The sequence below is a fragment of the Brachymonas denitrificans genome, assembly GCF_907163135.1.
In the GTDB taxonomy this organism is placed as follows: Bacteria; Pseudomonadota; Gammaproteobacteria; order Burkholderiales; family Burkholderiaceae_C; genus Brachymonas; species Brachymonas denitrificans_A.
The window spans coordinates 38,849-54,634 of the sequence record NZ_CAJQUA010000001.1; the positions used below are offsets into that span (position 1 = coordinate 38,849).

General features: G+C 63.0%; 15 protein-coding genes and 4 tRNA genes. All 19 read left to right on the forward strand.

Annotated elements, in window-relative coordinates; all coding sequences use genetic code 11:
• Nucleotides 1-50 precede the first annotated feature (50 nt).
• Nucleotides 51-728, forward strand: a complete 678-nt coding sequence (rpe, locus tag KKQ75_RS00205) for a ribulose-phosphate 3-epimerase (RefSeq protein WP_213358665.1) — start codon at nucleotides 51-53, stop codon at nucleotides 726-728.
• Nucleotides 725-1,519 (forward strand): phosphoglycolate phosphatase, encoded by a 795-nt coding sequence (gene gph / locus KKQ75_RS00210; RefSeq protein WP_434087714.1) that lies wholly within the window; start codon nucleotides 725-727, stop codon nucleotides 1,517-1,519. The genes rpe and gph overlap by 4 nt, the downstream gene beginning before the upstream one ends.
• A gap of 365 nt (nucleotides 1,520-1,884) precedes the next feature.
• Nucleotides 1,885-3,387: an anthranilate synthase component I gene (trpE, locus tag KKQ75_RS00215; protein WP_213358667.1), complete on the forward strand. Its 1,503-nt coding sequence runs from the start codon at nucleotides 1,885-1,887 to the stop codon at nucleotides 3,385-3,387.
• Nucleotides 3,384-3,977, forward strand: a complete 594-nt coding sequence (locus KKQ75_RS00220) for an anthranilate synthase component II (RefSeq protein ID WP_250130944.1) — start codon at nucleotides 3,384-3,386, stop codon at nucleotides 3,975-3,977. Before trpE ends, KKQ75_RS00220 begins: the two co-directional genes overlap by 4 nt.
• Nucleotides 3,974-5,023: an anthranilate phosphoribosyltransferase gene (gene trpD / locus KKQ75_RS00225; protein ID WP_213358669.1), complete on the forward strand. Its 1,050-nt coding sequence runs from the start codon at nucleotides 3,974-3,976 to the stop codon at nucleotides 5,021-5,023. Before KKQ75_RS00220 ends, trpD begins: the two co-directional genes overlap by 4 nt.
• Nucleotides 5,024-5,025: 2 nt before the next feature.
• Nucleotides 5,026-5,175 carry a hypothetical protein gene (locus KKQ75_RS00230; protein ID WP_213358671.1) on the forward strand — a complete coding sequence of 50 codons (150 nt, stop codon included), beginning with the start codon at nucleotides 5,026-5,028 and terminating at the stop codon, nucleotides 5,173-5,175.
• 2 nt (nucleotides 5,176-5,177) lie between these two features.
• Nucleotides 5,178-5,999: an indole-3-glycerol phosphate synthase TrpC gene (gene trpC, locus KKQ75_RS00235; RefSeq protein WP_213358673.1), complete on the forward strand. Its 822-nt coding sequence runs from the start codon at nucleotides 5,178-5,180 to the stop codon at nucleotides 5,997-5,999.
• A gap of 99 nt (nucleotides 6,000-6,098) precedes the next feature.
• A tRNA-Tyr gene (locus KKQ75_RS00240) sits at nucleotides 6,099-6,184 on the forward strand.
• 64 nt (nucleotides 6,185-6,248) lie between these two features.
• A tRNA-Gly gene (locus KKQ75_RS00245) sits at nucleotides 6,249-6,322 on the forward strand.
• A 37-nt stretch (nucleotides 6,323-6,359) separates the two neighbouring features.
• Nucleotides 6,360-6,434, forward strand: a tRNA-Thr gene (locus tag KKQ75_RS00250).
• Between the two features lie 68 nt (nucleotides 6,435-6,502).
• Complete coding sequence (gene tuf, locus KKQ75_RS00255) at nucleotides 6,503-7,693, forward strand: elongation factor Tu (RefSeq protein ID WP_213358675.1); 1,191 nt, start codon at nucleotides 6,503-6,505, stop codon at nucleotides 7,691-7,693.
• A 10-nt stretch (nucleotides 7,694-7,703) separates the two neighbouring features.
• A tRNA-Trp gene (locus KKQ75_RS00260) sits at nucleotides 7,704-7,779 on the forward strand.
• Between the two features lie 151 nt (nucleotides 7,780-7,930).
• Nucleotides 7,931-8,311, forward strand: a complete 381-nt coding sequence (gene secE, locus KKQ75_RS00265; protein WP_213358677.1) for a preprotein translocase subunit SecE — start codon at nucleotides 7,931-7,933, stop codon at nucleotides 8,309-8,311.
• A gap of 3 nt (nucleotides 8,312-8,314) precedes the next feature.
• Nucleotides 8,315-8,884, forward strand: coding sequence for a transcription termination/antitermination protein NusG (nusG, locus tag KKQ75_RS00270; RefSeq protein WP_250130945.1), 570 nt, complete (start codon nucleotides 8,315-8,317; stop codon nucleotides 8,882-8,884).
• A gap of 118 nt (nucleotides 8,885-9,002) precedes the next feature.
• Nucleotides 9,003-9,434 carry a 50S ribosomal protein L11 gene (gene rplK / locus KKQ75_RS00275; protein WP_091815619.1) on the forward strand — a complete coding sequence of 144 codons (432 nt, stop codon included), beginning with the start codon at nucleotides 9,003-9,005 and terminating at the stop codon, nucleotides 9,432-9,434.
• 1 nt (nucleotide 9,435) lies between these two features.
• Nucleotides 9,436-10,131 (forward strand): 50S ribosomal protein L1, encoded by a 696-nt coding sequence (rplA, locus tag KKQ75_RS00280; protein WP_213358679.1) that lies wholly within the window; start codon nucleotides 9,436-9,438, stop codon nucleotides 10,129-10,131.
• Between the two features lie 263 nt (nucleotides 10,132-10,394).
• The gene (gene rplJ, locus KKQ75_RS00285) at nucleotides 10,395-10,895 is read left to right on the forward strand and encodes a 50S ribosomal protein L10 (protein ID WP_213358681.1); all 501 of its coding nucleotides are present in this window, start codon (nucleotides 10,395-10,397) and stop codon (nucleotides 10,893-10,895) included.
• 45 nt (nucleotides 10,896-10,940) lie between these two features.
• Nucleotides 10,941-11,318: a 50S ribosomal protein L7/L12 gene (gene rplL, locus KKQ75_RS00290; protein WP_091815627.1), complete on the forward strand. Its 378-nt coding sequence runs from the start codon at nucleotides 10,941-10,943 to the stop codon at nucleotides 11,316-11,318.
• Nucleotides 11,319-11,652: 334 nt separating this feature from the next.
• Nucleotides 11,653-15,765 (forward strand): DNA-directed RNA polymerase subunit beta, encoded by a 4,113-nt coding sequence (rpoB, locus tag KKQ75_RS00295; protein ID WP_213358683.1) that lies wholly within the window; start codon nucleotides 11,653-11,655, stop codon nucleotides 15,763-15,765.
• Nucleotides 15,766-15,786: the final 21 nt, after the last annotated feature.

A 15,786-nucleotide genomic window follows, 5' to 3' on the forward strand; every position in this document is an offset into this window, starting at 1 on the left:
AAGCCTGACAGTCGTGCCGGACGCCCCCGCGATGCGCGACAATACCGGTCATGACCACCTACCGCATCGCCCCCTCCATCCTCTCGGCCGACTTTGCCCGTCTGGGCGAAGAGGTCCGCAACGTGATTGCCGCCGGCGCCGACTGGATCCATTTCGACGTGATGGACAACCATTACGTGCCCAACCTCACCTTCGGCCCCATGATCTGCCAGGCCATCAAGCCGCACGCCGTCACGCCCGACGGCAAGCCGGTGCCGATGGACGTGCACATGATGGTGCAGCCGGTCGATGCGCTGGCCCAGGCCTTCGCCCAGGCTGGCGCCGACCTGATCAGCTTCCATCCTGACGCCAGCAGCCACGTGCACCGCAGCATCCAGGCCATCAAGGGCGCCGGCTGCCAGGCGGGGCTGGTATTCAACCCGGCCGAGCCACTCGACGTGCTCGACTGGGTCATTGACGATATCGACCTGATCCTGCTGATGAGCGTCAACCCCGGCTTCGGCGGCCAGAGCTTCATCGACAGTGCGCTGCGCAAGATCGAGGCCGTGCGCAAGCGCATCGACGCCTGCGGCAAGGATATCCGGCTGGAGGTGGATGGCGGCATCAAGGCCGACAACATCCGCCGCGTGGCCGATGCCGGCGCCGACACCTTCGTGGCAGGCAGCGCCATCTTCGGCAAGCCCGACTACGCCGCCGTCATCGCCGACATGCGCAAGGCGCTGGCATGAGCGCGGACGTGCCGATGCCGTCCGTTTCCGCCACGAAACCTGCCACCGCCGTCCGCCTGCGCTGGCCCGGTGCCACGCAGGCGCTGGAAGTGCAGGCCGCCATGGTCGATCTGGACGGCACCATGGTCGACACCCTGGGCGATTTCGAGGTCGCGCTCAATCGCATGCTGGCCGAACTGCAGCTGCCGCCGGTGTCGCGCGACTTCATCAGCCGCACGGTCGGCAAGGGCTCCGAGCACCTGATCCGCAGCGTGCTGGCCGAGCAGATGCGCCAGGCCAGCCTGACCGCCTGCGACAGCAGCTGTCCCGCCACGCAGCCGGAAGCGCGTTATGAACAGGCCTGGCGCTCTTACCAGCGGTACTACGGCGTGATCAACGGCCAGTTTGCCGAGCCCTTCGCCGGTGTGCGCGAAGGCTTGCAGGCCCTGTATGCCGCCGGACTGCCCATGGCCTGCCTCACCAACAAGCCGCAGGCCCACGCCGAAGCGCTGCTCGAGGCGCTCGACCTGCGCCAGTACTTCCGCGTGGTGTTCGGTGGCGATGCCTTCCCGCGCAAGAAGCCCGATCCCATGCCCCTGCTCGAAACCGCCCGCGCACTCGGCACCGTGCCGGCTGTCACCCTGATGCTGGGCGACTCCAGCAACGACGCGCAAGCCGCACATGCTGCCGGCTGCCCGGTGCTGCTGCTGAGCTATGGCTACAACCATGGCCAGCCCGTGCGTGAAGTGCCGGCGGACGGCTATCTGGACAGTCTGATGGAGCTTGTGGTGGTGCCCCATGCTGCGGCGTAATGCGGCCGGCAGCCACCCAGCCAACCAGCGACTGCCAGGAGCGCCGACCACGGCACACACGGTTGCGGGAAAGCACCGCTGCATTGCGACAAAAAGTTTGCTAGACTGATCTAATGTTCATTCATCGAAACACCACCACAGGTTGCAGTGACCGGGGAGCCTGGCCCTGGCGTCCCTGCCATGCCTTTGGCGCGGCCTGAGCCGCGCCGGTGTTTCCTGCCCGATCCTGCCAAGGCCAGCGCAGACGGGCGCCATCCTCCGGGGCTGGCTGTCATCGTGGTGCACGATGCAGCCGCTAGCATGCAAGGCGATCTGCGCCTGCCTGCCGGTGTGCGCAACAGCCCCCAGCACAAGGTGAATCCTTCATGATGACTGAACTCGAATTCAACAGCCTGGTCGCCCAGGGTTACAACCGCATCCCGCTCATGCTCGAGGCCTTTGCCGACCTCGAGACACCGCTTTCCCTCTACCTCAAGCTGGCCCACGCCGAATATGGCGGCAGCAACAGCTTTCTGCTCGAATCGGTGGTGGGCGGCGAACGCTTCGGCCGCTACAGCTTCATCGGCCTGCCGGCGCGCACGCTGCTGCGTGCGACCGGCTTCGGCGCCGAAGCGAAAACCGAGGTCGTCACCGACGGCCAGGTGGTCGAAACCGCCACCGGCAATCCACTCGACTTCATTGCCAGCTACCAGCAGCGTTTCAAGGTCGCGCTGCGCCCGGGCATGCCGCGCTTCTGCGGCGGCCTGGCCGGCTATTTCGGCTACGACGCCGTGCGCTACATCGAGAAAAAGCTCGAAGCCTCCTGTCCGCCCGACGAACTCGGCACGCCCGACATCCTGCTGCTGCAATGCGAGGAAGTCGCAGTGATCGACAACCTTTCCGGCAAGCTCTACCTGCTGGTCTACATCGATCCCAAGCAGCCCGAAGCCTTCAACCGCGGCAAGCTGCGCCTGCGTGAACTCAAGGACCGCCTGGCCCAGCCCGCCATCGCGCCGCCCGCCGGCATCTTCAAGAGCGAGCCGATCGAGCGCAACTTTGCCAAGGACGACTACCTCGCTGCCGTGCAGCGCGCCAAGGACCTGATCGCCGCCGGCGACTTCATGCAGGTCCAGGTCGGCCAGCGTCTGAAAAAGCGCTTCGCCGCGCACCCGCTCAACCTGTACCGTGCGCTGCGCTCGCTCAACCCGAGCCCCTACATGTACTACTACCACTTCGGCGATTTCCAGGTGGTAGGTGCCTCGCCCGAAATCCTGGTGCGGCACGAGCATGCGTCAGACGGCACGCAAACCCTCACCATCCGCCCGCTCGCCGGCACCCGCCCGCGCGGTGCCACGCCCGAGGCCGATCTGGCGGCTGAACAGGAACTGGTCAACGATCCCAAGGAGCGCGCCGAGCACGTCATGCTGATCGACCTGGCGCGCAACGACATCGGCCGCATCGCCACCACGGGCTCGGTGCAGGTCACCGAAGCCTTCGTGGTCGAGCGCTACAGCCACGTGATGCATATCGTGAGCAACGTGCAGGGCACGCTGCAGGACGGCATGAGCAATATGGACGTGCTGCGCGCCACCTTCCCGGCCGGCACGCTCACCGGTGCGCCCAAGGTGCACGCGATGGAGCTGATCGACGAGCTCGAACCCGTCAAGCGCGGCATCTATGGCGGCGCCTGCGGTTACCTGAGCTATGCCGGCGACATGGACGTGGCCATCGCCATCCGCACCGCCATCGTCAAGGACGGCATGCTGTACGTGCAGGCCTCCGCCGGAGTGGTCGCCGACAGCATTCCCGAGATGGAGTGGAAAGAAACCGAACACAAGTCGCGCGCCCTGATGCGCGCGGCCGAACTGGTCGAGGAGGGCCTGCAATGAGCGACAAGACCAAGGTCCTGATGGTGGACAACTACGACAGCTTCACTTACAACATTGTTCAGTATTTCGGCGAGCTGGGCGCCGAGGTGATCGTGCACCGCAACGACGAAATCACGCTGGAGCAACTCGATGCACTCTTCCAGCAAGGCGCGTTCGACCGCCTCTGCATCTCGCCCGGCCCCTGTTCGCCGAACGAGGCAGGCGTGTCCGTCCCGGCGATCCAGCACTTCGCCGGCAAGCTGCCCATTCTTGGCGTCTGTCTCGGCCACCAGTCCATTGGCGCAGCTTTCGGCGGCACCATCATCCGTGCGCAGGAGTTGATGCACGGCAAGACCAGCGTCATCACCACCACGCAGACCGGCGTGTTCCGCAACCTGCCGCGCCGTTTCACCGTCAACCGCTACCACTCGCTGTCGATCGAACGCGCCAGCCTGCCGGCAGAGCTGGAAATCACCGCCTGGACCGACGACGGCGAAATCATGGGCGTGCGCCACAGGACGCTGGACATCGAAGGCGTCCAGTTCCACCCCGAAAGCATATTGACCGAGCACGGCCACGCCATGCTCAAGAATTTCCTGGAGCGAGCATGATCAAGCCAGTCCACATCACCCCGCAGGAAGCCCTGCAGCGCACCATCGAACACCGCGAAATCTTCCATGACGAGATGCTGAGCCTGATGCGCCAGATCATGACCGGAGAAATTTCGCCGGTCATGACGGCCGCAATCATGACCGGCCTGCGCGTGAAAAAGGAAACTATCGGCGAGATCAGCGCGGCCGCCAAGGTCATGCGCGAGTTCTCCAGCAAGGTGCAGATCGACGACAAGACGCATCTGGTCGACATCGTCGGCACCGGCGGCGACGGCGCCCAGACCTTCAACATCTCCACCTGCGCCATGTTCGTGGCGGCGGCCGCCGGTGCGCGCATCAGCAAGCATGGCGGGCGCAGCGTCAGCAGCAAGTCGGGCAGCGCCGACGTGATCGAGGCACTGGGTGCCAGCTTGGACATGACGCCGGCCGACATCGCGCGCAGCGTGCAGGAAACCGGCATCGGCTTCATGTTCGCGCCCAACCACCATCCCGCCATGATGCACGTGGCCCCGGTGCGGCGCGAACTGGGCGTGCGCACCATTTTCAACATTCTCGGCCCGCTCACCAACCCGGCCGATGCCCCCAACATCCTGATGGGCGTCTTCCACGCCGACCTGGTCGGCATCCAGGTGCGCGTGCTGGAAAAGCTGGGTGCGGAACACGCCATCGTGGTCTATGGCCGCGACAACCTGGACGAGATCAGCCTGGGCGCCGCCACCCTGGTGGGCGAACTCAGGAACGGCGTGGTGACCGAGTACGAGATCCACCCCGAAGACTTTGGCCTGACCATGCGCAGCACGCGTGCCCTGCAGGTGAAAACGCCCGAGGAGTCGCGCCAGATGCTGGTTGGCGTGCTGGAGGGGCAGGAGGGCGCGCCACGCGACGTGGTGCTGATGAACGCCGGCATGGCGCTGTACGCTGCCAACGTGGCCGAAAGCATGGAGCAGGGCATCGAAATGGCGCGCAAGGCGATCGATTCCGGCGCCGCCCGCGCCAGGCTCGACCAGTTCGTCAAGCTCAGCTGCGAACTGTCCAAGGTGCTGTAAGCATGCCGGCCTGGATGCAGGCCGATGGCGCCTGGATCGCCTTTGCGGTCACTGCCATCACCATTGTGGCCGCCATCGTCATGCACCGGGTCATCCTCAAGGTGCTGCATACGCCGCCACCTGATTCTCCCGAAGAACCCGACAAGAACTAGACATGTCCGATATCCTGCAGAAAATCGTTTCCGTCAAGCATGAAGAGGTGGCGGCCGCCCTCAAGAAGAAATCGCTGGCCGAGATGCGTGCCGATGCCGAAAGCCGCGTGCTCACGCGCGACTTTGCCGGCGCCATGCGCGCGAAGATCGCGGCCGGCCAGCCCGCCATCATTGCCGAAGTGAAGAAGGCCAGCCCGTCCAAGGGGATCATCCGCGAGGACTTCATTCCGGCCGACATCGCACAGAGCTATGCGGAGGGCGATGGCAAGCTCTCCGCCGCCTGCCTGTCGGTACTGACCGACCGCCAGTTCTTCCAGGGCAGCAACGACTACCTCAAGCAGGCCCGCGCCAGCTGCGACCTGCCCGTGCTGCGCAAGGACTTCATGGTGGACCCCTACCAGATCTACGAGGCGCGCAGCATTGGTGCCGATTGCATCCTGTTGATTGCCGCCTGCCTGGATGATGCGCAGATGCGCGACTTCGCCCGCATCGCGCACGACCTGGACATGGCGGTGCTGGTCGAGGTGCATGACGAGGCCGAAATGGAACGTGCGCGCAAGGTGGCCGCCGAGGCGCGCCAGCCCGACAAGCTGCTGCTCGGCGTCAACAATCGCAACCTGCGCACCTTCGAAGTCGACATCCAGACAACGATTCGCCTCAGGCAGGGGCTGCCGGCAGAACAGCTGCTGGTTGCCGAAAGCGGCATCCAGACGCGTGAAGACGTGCAAGTGTTGCGCGAAGCCGGCATCCAGGCCTTTCTGGTGGGAGAAAGTTTCATGCGGGCCGAAGAACCGGGGCTGGCTCTGGCACAATTGTTTGCCTGACGCGAACGCCACGTGTCACTGCGACAAGCGATGATTCCGAAAAAATTCGGAATGCTTGTAAAAACGCCGAAAACCGTGGCATAATTCGAGTCTTGCTGTGGAGAGGTGGCCGAGTGGTTAATGGCAGCAGACTGTAAATCTGCCCTCTTACGAGTACGCTGGTTCGAATCCAGCCCTCTCCACCACGGTTTTGATGCAGAGTGCGGCGCTGCCGCGGCTTGAGGGTTAGGCTCTGGCGCCATCAAGTGCGCGGGAGTAGTTCAATGGTAGAACCTTAGCCTTCCAAGCTAATGACGCGGGTTCGATTCCCGTCTCCCGCTCCAGACGGTCTGCGGCAAAGCTGTTTCCAGTGCGAATTTCGCCCATGTGGCTCAGTGGTAGAGCACTCCCTTGGTAAGGGAGAGGTCGCGGGTCCGATTCCCGCCATGGGCACCATTCATGGCTTGTGCTAGCATGCCGTGGTTTCTTACCTCAACACACACTAGTTTTTCGGAGTCGAAAAAATGGCCAAGGAAAAGTTTGAACGGACCAAGCCGCACGTGAACGTCGGCACGATCGGTCACGTGGACCACGGCAAGACCACTCTGACTGCGGCAATCGCCACGGTGCTGTCCAAGAAGTTCGGCGGCGAAGCCAAGGACTACAGCCAGATCGACAACGCGCCTGAAGAGAAGGCCCGCGGCATTACCATCAACACCTCGCACGTCGAGTACGAGACGGCCAACCGCCACTACGCGCACGTTGACTGCCCCGGCCACGCCGATTACGTGAAGAACATGATTACCGGTGCTGCCCAGATGGACGGCGCCATCCTGGTGTGCTCCGCCGCTGACGGCCCGATGCCACAGACGCGTGAACACATCCTGCTGAGCCGCCAGGTGGGCGTGCCCTACATCATCGTGTTCCTGAACAAGTGCGACATGGTCGATGACGCCGAGCTGCTGGAACTGGTCGAGATGGAAGTGCGCGAACTGCTGAGCAAGTACGACTTCCCCGGCGACGACACCCCGATCATCAAGGGTTCCGCCAAGCTGGCGCTGGAAGGCGACACGGGCGAGCTGGGCGAAGGCGCCATCATGCAGCTGGCCGAGGCGCTGGACTCCTACATCCCTGCTCCCGAGCGTGCTGTTGACGGCGCGTTCCTGATGCCGGTGGAAGACGTGTTCTCCATCTCCGGCCGCGGTACCGTGGTGACCGGTCGCGTCGAGCGCGGCATCATCAAGGTCGGCGAGGAAATCGAGATCGTCGGTATCAAGGAAACCCAGAAGACGACCTGCACGGGCGTGGAAATGTTCCGCAAGCTGCTGGACCAGGGCCAGGCTGGCGACAACGTCGGTATCCTGCTGCGCGGCACCAAGCGTGAAGACGTCGAGCGCGGCCAGGTGCTGTGCAAGCCGGGTTCCATCAAGCCGCACACGCACTTCACCGCCGAGGTGTACGTGCTGTCCAAGGACGAAGGTGGCCGTCACACGCCGTTCTTCAACAACTACCGTCCCCAGTTCTACTTCCGTACGACTGACGTGACCGGCGCGATCGAGCTGCCGGCCGACAAGGAAATGGTGATGCCGGGTGACAACGTGTCGATCACCGTGAAGCTGATCGCCCCGATCGCCATGGAAGAAGGTCTGCGCTTCGCCATCCGCGAAGGCGGCCGTACCGTCGGTGCCGGCGTGGTTGCCAAGATCATCGAATAAGGTGATTCGTAGGGGTATAGCTCAATTGGCAGAGCGTCGGTCTCCAAAACCGAAGGTTGGGGGTTCGATTCCCTCTGCCCCTGCCACATGATATGTGGTAAATAGGTAAAGCCCGCTTCACGCGGGCTTTACTGTCTTGTCTTTCTGGGCTACAATATTTGGCTTCGCCTCTAGAAGGCTTGCCACGCGCATCTGCTTGCGCGCTGCGCCCGAATCCAGGAAAAGTGGAATTGCCTCATGGCTACATCTCAGGTTGAAACGGTCACCACAGGTGCCGACAAGGCCAAGCTCGCAGTGGCTGTGCTGCTGGTGCTGGCAGGCTTCGTTGCCTATTTCATGCTTGCTCCGCAGGGTGTGTATGCCCAGTGGGGTGCGCTGCTGGTCGGCGTGCTGGCTGGCGTGGCGGTGTTCCTGCAGTCCGCTGCAGGCAAGGGGCTGGTCGGCTTCGGCCGTGAATCCTCGCGCGAGCTGCGCAAGGTGGTATGGCCCACCCGCAAGGAGGCAACGCAGACCACCATGTTCGTGTTTGCGTTTGCGCTGGTGATGTCGCTGTTCCTGTGGCTGACGGACAAGACCCTGGAATGGGTGTTGTACAGCCTGGTGCTGGGCTGGAGGTAATGCATGTCTGAAAACCAAATGCTGGAAGCAGCTGCCAATCCCGATTTCCGCTGGTACGTCGTGCAGGCGTATTCCGGCATGGAGCGCGCCGTCGAGCGCAATATCCGGGAGCGCATTGCGCGTGCGGGCATGGAAGAGAAATTCGGCCGCATCCTGGTGCCGACCGAAGAAGTGGTCGAAGTCAAGAACGGCCAGAAGAAAACGACCGAGCGCAAGTTCTTTCCGGGCTATGTGCTGGTCGAGATGATCATGGACGACGATGCCTGGCACCTGGTCAAGCAGACCAGCAAGGTCACGGGTTTCGTTGGTGGTGCGCGCAACCGTCCCACGCCGATTTCCCAGGCCGATGTGCAGAAGATCGTCAGCCAGATGCAGGAAGGCAGCGAGAAGCCGCGCCACAAGGTGGAATTCGAAGTGGGCGAGATGGTGCGCGTCAAGGAAGGTCCGTTTGCGGACTTCAACGGCAGCATCGAGGAAGTCAACTACGAGAAGAACAAGCTGCGCGTGTCGGTCACGATCTTTGGTCGCGCTACGCCGGTCGAGCTGGAGTTTTCCCAGATCGAGAAGACCTGAGCGGTCTGAGTCATTTTCGGGTGCTGCGTTCCTGATCCGCGCAGCACCGTCATTCCAGGATCTTTAACCCCCGGGGAGCCTGCAAACACAGGCGTTACAACCCGCAAGGAGAAATAGCATGGCGAAGAAAATCGTCGGCTTTATCAAGCTGCAAGTGCCGGCTGGCAAAGCCAACCCGTCGCCGCCGATCGGTCCCGCTCTGGGCCAGCGCGGTCTGAACATCATGGAATTCTGCAAGGCGTTCAACGCCCAGACCCAGGGCGTCGAGCCCGGTCTGCCGCTGCCGGTGGTGATTACCGCCTTCGCGGACAAGAGCTTCACGTTCATCATCAAGACCCCTCCGGCTGCCACGCTGATCAAGAAGGCAATCAAGCTGGACAAGGGCTCCGCCAAGCCGCATACCGACAAGGTTGGCAAGATCACCCGCGAACAGCTGGAAGAAATCGCCAAGACCAAGATGAAGGATCTGACTGCTGCCGATCTGGACGCCGCCGTGCGTACCATCGCTGGCTCCGCCCGTTCCATGGGCGTGACTGTGGAGGGTGTGTGAGATGGCCAAGCTGACCAAGAAACAGAAAGCCCTCGAGGGCAAGGTGGAAGCCACCAAGCTGTACGCCATCGCTGACGCGCTGGCTCTGGTGAAAGAGTGCGCCAACGCCAAGTTCGATGAGTCCATCGACGTGGCCGTGCAACTGGGCGTGGACGCCAAGAAATCCGACCAGGTGGTGCGTGGCGCCGTCGTGATGCCCAACGGCACCGGCAAGACCAAGCGCGTTGCCGTGTTCGCCCAGGGCGCCAAGGCTGAAGAAGCCAAGGCCGCTGGCGCCGACGTGGTGGGCATGGACGACCTGGCTGCCGAAGTCAAGGCCGGCAACATGCCGTTCGACGTTGTCATCGCCGCTCCCGACGCCATGCGCGTGGTGGGTACGCTGGGCCAGATCCTGGGCCCGCGCGGCCTGATGCCGAACCCCAAGGTCGGCACCGTGACTCCCGATGTTGCTACCGCCGTCAAGAACGCCAAGGCTGGCCAGGTCCAGTTCCGCGTCGACAAGGCCGGCATCATCCACGGCACCATCGGCCGTCGTTCCTTCGACAACGAGAAGCTGCAGGGCAACCTGCTGGCGCTGATCGAGGCCCTGAACAAGGCCAAGCCGGCTTCCAGCAAGGGTGTCTACCTGCGCAAGGTGGCTGTGTCCTCTACCATGGGTGTGGGCGTTCGCGTCGATACCCAGTCCCTGACGGCTTAAGCGCCAGGGCGAAGAATCTGCGCCGGGCAACCGGCGCATGTGGTGGGTCGCGGCGGGCTGCAAAGTCTGCTGCGGGTCATCCAAGACCGTTGGCGTGCCGGCAGTTGTGGCACTTAATTCACCAGCCAACGCAGATGGCGATCCCGCACCCGAAGGTTAGCGCGGTGCAGGCGGCAAGCCTGCATCGCACCTGAAAGTGAGTTGGTCGCTGCAACAAGGGCGTGCGCAGGGATATTCCCGGTGCACATATTAAGGAGTAGATCTTGAGTCTCAATCGCAGTGAGAAAGAAGCGGTCATCAACGAAGTGACCGAACTCGCCGCTAAAGCTCAAACGCTCGTGATGGCGGAATACCGTGGCATCACGGTGGCCCAGATGACCGAGCTGCGCAACCAGGCACGCAGCAACGGCGTGACGCTGAGCGTGTTGAAGAACACGCTGGCTCGCCGTGCAGTGGCTGGCAGCAGCTTTGAATCGGCCGCCGAGCAGATGACCGGTCCGCTGATCTATGGCTTTTCCGAAGACGCAGTTGCCGCCGCCAAGGTGGTAGCCGAGTTCGCCAAGACCAACGACAAGCTGGTCATCCGTGGCGGCGTGTACGACGGCAAGGCTCTGGATGCCAACGGCGTTAAGCAACTGGCCAGCATTCCTACCAAGGAAGTCCTGCTGTCCCAGCTGTGTGGCTTGCTCATGTCGCCCGTTTCGCGCACTGCGCGCGTGCTGGCGGCTCTGGCAGAGAAAAAAGGCGAAGTGGCTGCTGCCTAAGGCGCAGGCGTTCGTCCAACCAATTCATTTTTTAGGATAAACAAAATGGCATTCGATAAAGACGCATTTTTGACCGCCCTGGACACGATGTCGGTCATGGAACTCAACGAGCTGGTGAAAGCCATCGAAGAGAAGTTTGGCGTGAGCGCAGCTGCCATGGCTGCTCCCGCTGCTGGTGGCGCTGCTGGCGGCGCTGCTGCTGCTGAAGAAAAGACCGATTTCGATCTGGTCCTGACCGAAGCTGGCGCCCAGAAGGTTGGCGTCATCAAGGTGGTGCGCGAAATCACCGGCCTGGGCCTGAAAGAAGCCAAGGACCTGGTGGACGGCGCTCCCAAGACCATCAAGGAAGCCATGCCCAAGGCCGACGCAGAAGCCGCTCAGAAGAAGCTGGTGGAAGCTGGCGCCAAGGCAGAACTCAAGTAATTGGGTTTTTCCGGGGCTGGAACGCCTGCAAGGGTGTTCCAGCCTTTGGTGTTTCTGTCTTGCGGCGGATTTGCAGTACGAAATCCCCGCGAGGCAGCCAGAACACACCTTCAAGCGCAGCCTGCACCAGGCTCAACAAGGATGTGCTTGAACGTGTCTTCTGTTCCCGATGGCGGAAGACCCTTGGTTCGGGTTGCGTGCAACGCGCAACCGTCTGCCAATGGCTGGTAGGGGCCAGCCACCAAGCTTTGCCGGGCAAGCGCAGCCCGGTCCCACATTCGAGGAAAGACTGAGGACAAAGTCCTTGCCGCCCACGTCTTCACCTGGAGAGTTCATGTCTTACACGTATACCGAACGCAAACGCATCCGCAAGAGTTTCGGCAGCCGCGACAGCGTGCTGAAGATCCCGTATCTGCTGCAAATGCAGCGTGACGCCTACACGGCGTTCCTGCAGAAGGATGTGCCACCCCAGAAACGCAAGCCGGAAGGCCTGCAGGCCGCGTTCGAATCGGCATTCCCCATTGTCTCCCACAATGGCTATGTCGAGATGAAGTTCATCGAGTACAACCTGGCCAAGCCCGCGTTCGACGTGCGCGAGTGCCAGACGCGTGGCCTGAGCTTCGGCTCCGCCGTGCGTGCCCGCGTGCAGCTGATCATCTATGATCGCGACGCATCCACCGCCCAGTCCAAGGTGGTGAAGGAAGTGAAGGAGCAGGAAGTCTACATGGGCGAAGTGCCCTTGATGACGGACAAGGGTTCCTTCATCATCAACGGTACCGAGCGCGTCATCGTGTCGCAGCTGCACCGTTCGCCCGGCGTGTTCTTCGAACACGACAAGGGCAAGACGCACAGCTCGGGCAAGCTGCTGTTCAGCGCGCGCATCATTCCCTACCGCGGCTCCTGGCTGGACTTCGAATTCGATCCGAAGGACATCCTGTACTTCCGCGTCGACCGCCGCCGCAAGATGCCGGTCACCATCCTGCTCAAGGCCATCGGCCTGAACCCCGAGCAGATTCTGGCCAACTTCTTCGTGAACGACCATTTCCGCCTGATGGACAGCGGTGCCCAGATGGAACTGGTGCCGGAGCGTCTGAAGGGTGAAGTCGCCCGTTTCGACATCACGGACAAGGACGGCAAGGTCATCGTCGCCAAGGACAAGCGCATCACCGCGCGCCACATCCGTGAGCTGGAAGCCGGCAATACCAGCCACGTCAGCGTGCCCGAGGATTTCCTGCTTGGCCGCGTGGTCGCGAACAACATCATCGACGAAGAAACCGGCGAGATCATCGCCAAGGCCAACGACGAACTGACCGAAGCGCTGCTGAAGAAGCTGCGTGAAGCCGGCGTGCAGGACATCGCCGCCATCTTCACCAACGAGCTGGACCAGGGCGCCTACATCAGCCAGACCCTGCGCACCGACGACACGGCCGACGAGTTCGCCGCGCGCGTCGCCATCTACCGCATGATGCGCCCCGGCGAGCCGCCGACCGAAGACGCCGTGCAGGCGCTGTTCCACCGCCTGTTCTACAGCGAGGACAGCTACGATCTGTCGCGCGTGGGCCGCATGAAGTTCAACGCCCGCATCGGCCGCGACGAGGCCGAAGGCGCCATGGTGCTGTCCAACGAGGACATCATGGCCGTGGTCAAGACGCTGGTCGACCTGCGCAACGGCCGTGGCGAAGTCGACGACATCGACCACCTGGGCAACCGCCGCGTGCGCTGTGTGGGCGAGCTGGCCGAGAACCAGTTCCGCACCGGTCTGGCGCGTATCGAGAAGGCCGTGAAGGAGCGTCTGGGCCAGGCCGAGCAAGAGCCGCTGATGCCGCACGACCTGATCAACTCCAAGCCGATTTCTGCGGCCCTGAAGGAGTTCTTCGGTGCCTCCCAGCTGAGCCAGTTCATGGACCAGACCAACCCGCTGTCCGAGATCACGCACAAGCGCCGTGTCTCCGCACTGGGCCCGGGTGGCCTGACGCGCGAGCGCGCCGGCTTCGAGGTGCGTGACGTGCACGTGACGCACTACGGCCGCGTCTGCCCGATCGAAACGCCGGAAGGTCCGAACATCGGTCTGATCAACTCGCTGGCGCTGTATGCCCAGCTGAACGAATACGGCTTCATCGAGACCCCGTACCGCCGCGTGGTGGACTGCAAGGTGACCGACCAGGTCGACTACCTGTCTGCCATCGAGGAAGGCAAGTACATCATTGCCCAGGCCAACGCCACGCTGGACGAGGAAGGCCGCCTGACGGGCGAGCTGGTGTCCGCCCGCGAAAAGGGTGAATCCGTGCTGGTCGATCCGACCGAAGTGCAGTACATGGACGTGTCCCCCGCGCAGATCGCCTCCGTGGCGGCCGCGCTGGTGCCGTTCCTGGAGCACGATGACGCGAACCGTGCCCTGATGGGCGCCAACATGTCGCGCCAGGCTGTGCCTGTGCTGCGTCCCGAGAAGCCCATGGTGGGTACCGGCATCGAGCGCGTGGCCGCGGTCGACTCCGGCACCGTGGTGACGGCCCAGCGCGGCGGCGTGGTCGATTATGTCGACGCCACCCGCATCGTGGTGCGTGTCAACGACAACGAAGCCGTGGCCGGCGAAGTGGGCGTGGACATCTACAACCTGATCAAGTACCAGCGTTCCAACCAGAACACCAACATCCACCAGCGCCCGATCGTCAAGCGCGGCGACGTGCTGGCCAAGGGTGACGTGATTGCCGACGGCGCTTCGACCGACCTGGGCGAGATCGCCATCGGCCAGAACATGCTGATCGCGTTCATGCCCTGGAACGGCTACAACTTCGAGGACTCGATCCTGATCAGCGAGCGCGTGGTGGCCGATGACCGCTACACCTCCATCCACATCGAGGAATTGGTGGTGATGGCGCGCGACACCAAGCTGGGTGCCGAGGAAATCACGCGTGATATCCCGAACCTGAGCGAAGTGCAGCTGAACCGTCTGGACGACTCCGGCATCATCTACGTGGGCGCGGAAGTGAACCCCGGCGACGTGCTGGTGGGCAAGGTCACACCCAAGGGCGAGACCACGCTGACGCCGGAAGAGAAGCTGCTGCGTGCGATCTTCGGCGAGAAGGCTTCCGACGTGAAGGACACCTCGCTGCGTGTGGACCAGGGTTCCAGCGGCACCGTGATCGACGTGCAGGTGTTCACCCGCGAAGGCATCCAGCGCGACAAGCGCGCCCAGCAGATCATCGACGACGAGCTGAAGCGTTTCCGCCTGGACCTGAACGACCAGATGCGAATCGTGGAAGCCGATGCCATGGACCGTCTGCGCAAGATCCTGATCGGCAAGACTGCCAACGGCGGCCCGCAGAAGCTGGCCCGTGGCAGCACGATCGAGGCTGCCTACCTGGATGGCCTGGACAAGTACCACTGGTTCGACATCCGTCCGGCCGACGAATCCGTTGCCGACCAGCTGGAAAGCATCAAGAAATCGCTGGAAGCCACGCGCCACAATTTCGACCTGGCGTTCGAAGAGAAGCGCAAGAAGCTGACCCAGGGCGACGAGCTGCCCGCCGGCGTGCTGAAGATGGTCAAGGTCTACCTGGCCGTCAAGCGCCGTCTGCAGCCGGGTGACAAGATGGCTGGCCGTCACGGCAACAAGGGTGTGGTCTCCAAGATCCTGCCGGTCGAAGACATGCCCTACATGGCCGATGGCACGCCGTGCGACATCGTGCTGAACCCGCTGGGCGTGCCCTCGCGCATGAACATCGGCCAGGTGCTGGAAGTGCACCTGGGCTGGGCCGGCAAGGGCATCGGCCAGCACATTGGCGACATGCTGCAGGCAAATGCCAAGGCCGCCGAAGTGCGCCAGTACCTGGAAGACGTGTACAACCGCTCGGGCCGCAAGGAAAACCTGGCCAAGCTGTCTGACGACGAGCTGATGGGCATGGCGAAGAACCTGACGGGCGGCATGCCGTTCGCCACGCCGGTGTTCGACGGTGCGTCCGAGCAGGAAATCCGCGACATGCTGAAGGTCGCCTATTCCGACGAGGAAGCGAAGGCCAAGGGCCTGACCGAAAGCCGTACCCAGGCCTGGCTGCACGACGGCCGTACCGGCGAGCGTTTCGAGCGCCCGACCACCATCGGCTACATGCACTACCTGAAGCTGCACCACCTGGTGGACGACAAGATGCACGCCCGCTCGACCGGTCCGTACTCGCTGGTGACGCAGCAGCCGCTGGGCGGCAAGGCCCAGTTCGGTGGCCAGCGTTTCGGCGAGATGGAAGTGTGGGCGCTGGAAGCCTATGGCGCCAGCTACGTGCTGCAGGAAATGCTGACCGTGAAGTCGGACGACGTGCAGGGCCGTACCAAGGTGTACGAGAACATCGTCAAGGGCGAGCATGCCATCGACGCCGGCATGCCGGAATCGTTCAACGTGCTGGTCAAGGAAATCCGCTCGCTGGGTATCGATATCGAGCTGGAACGCGGCTGACCGGGCAGGGCACTGCGGTGC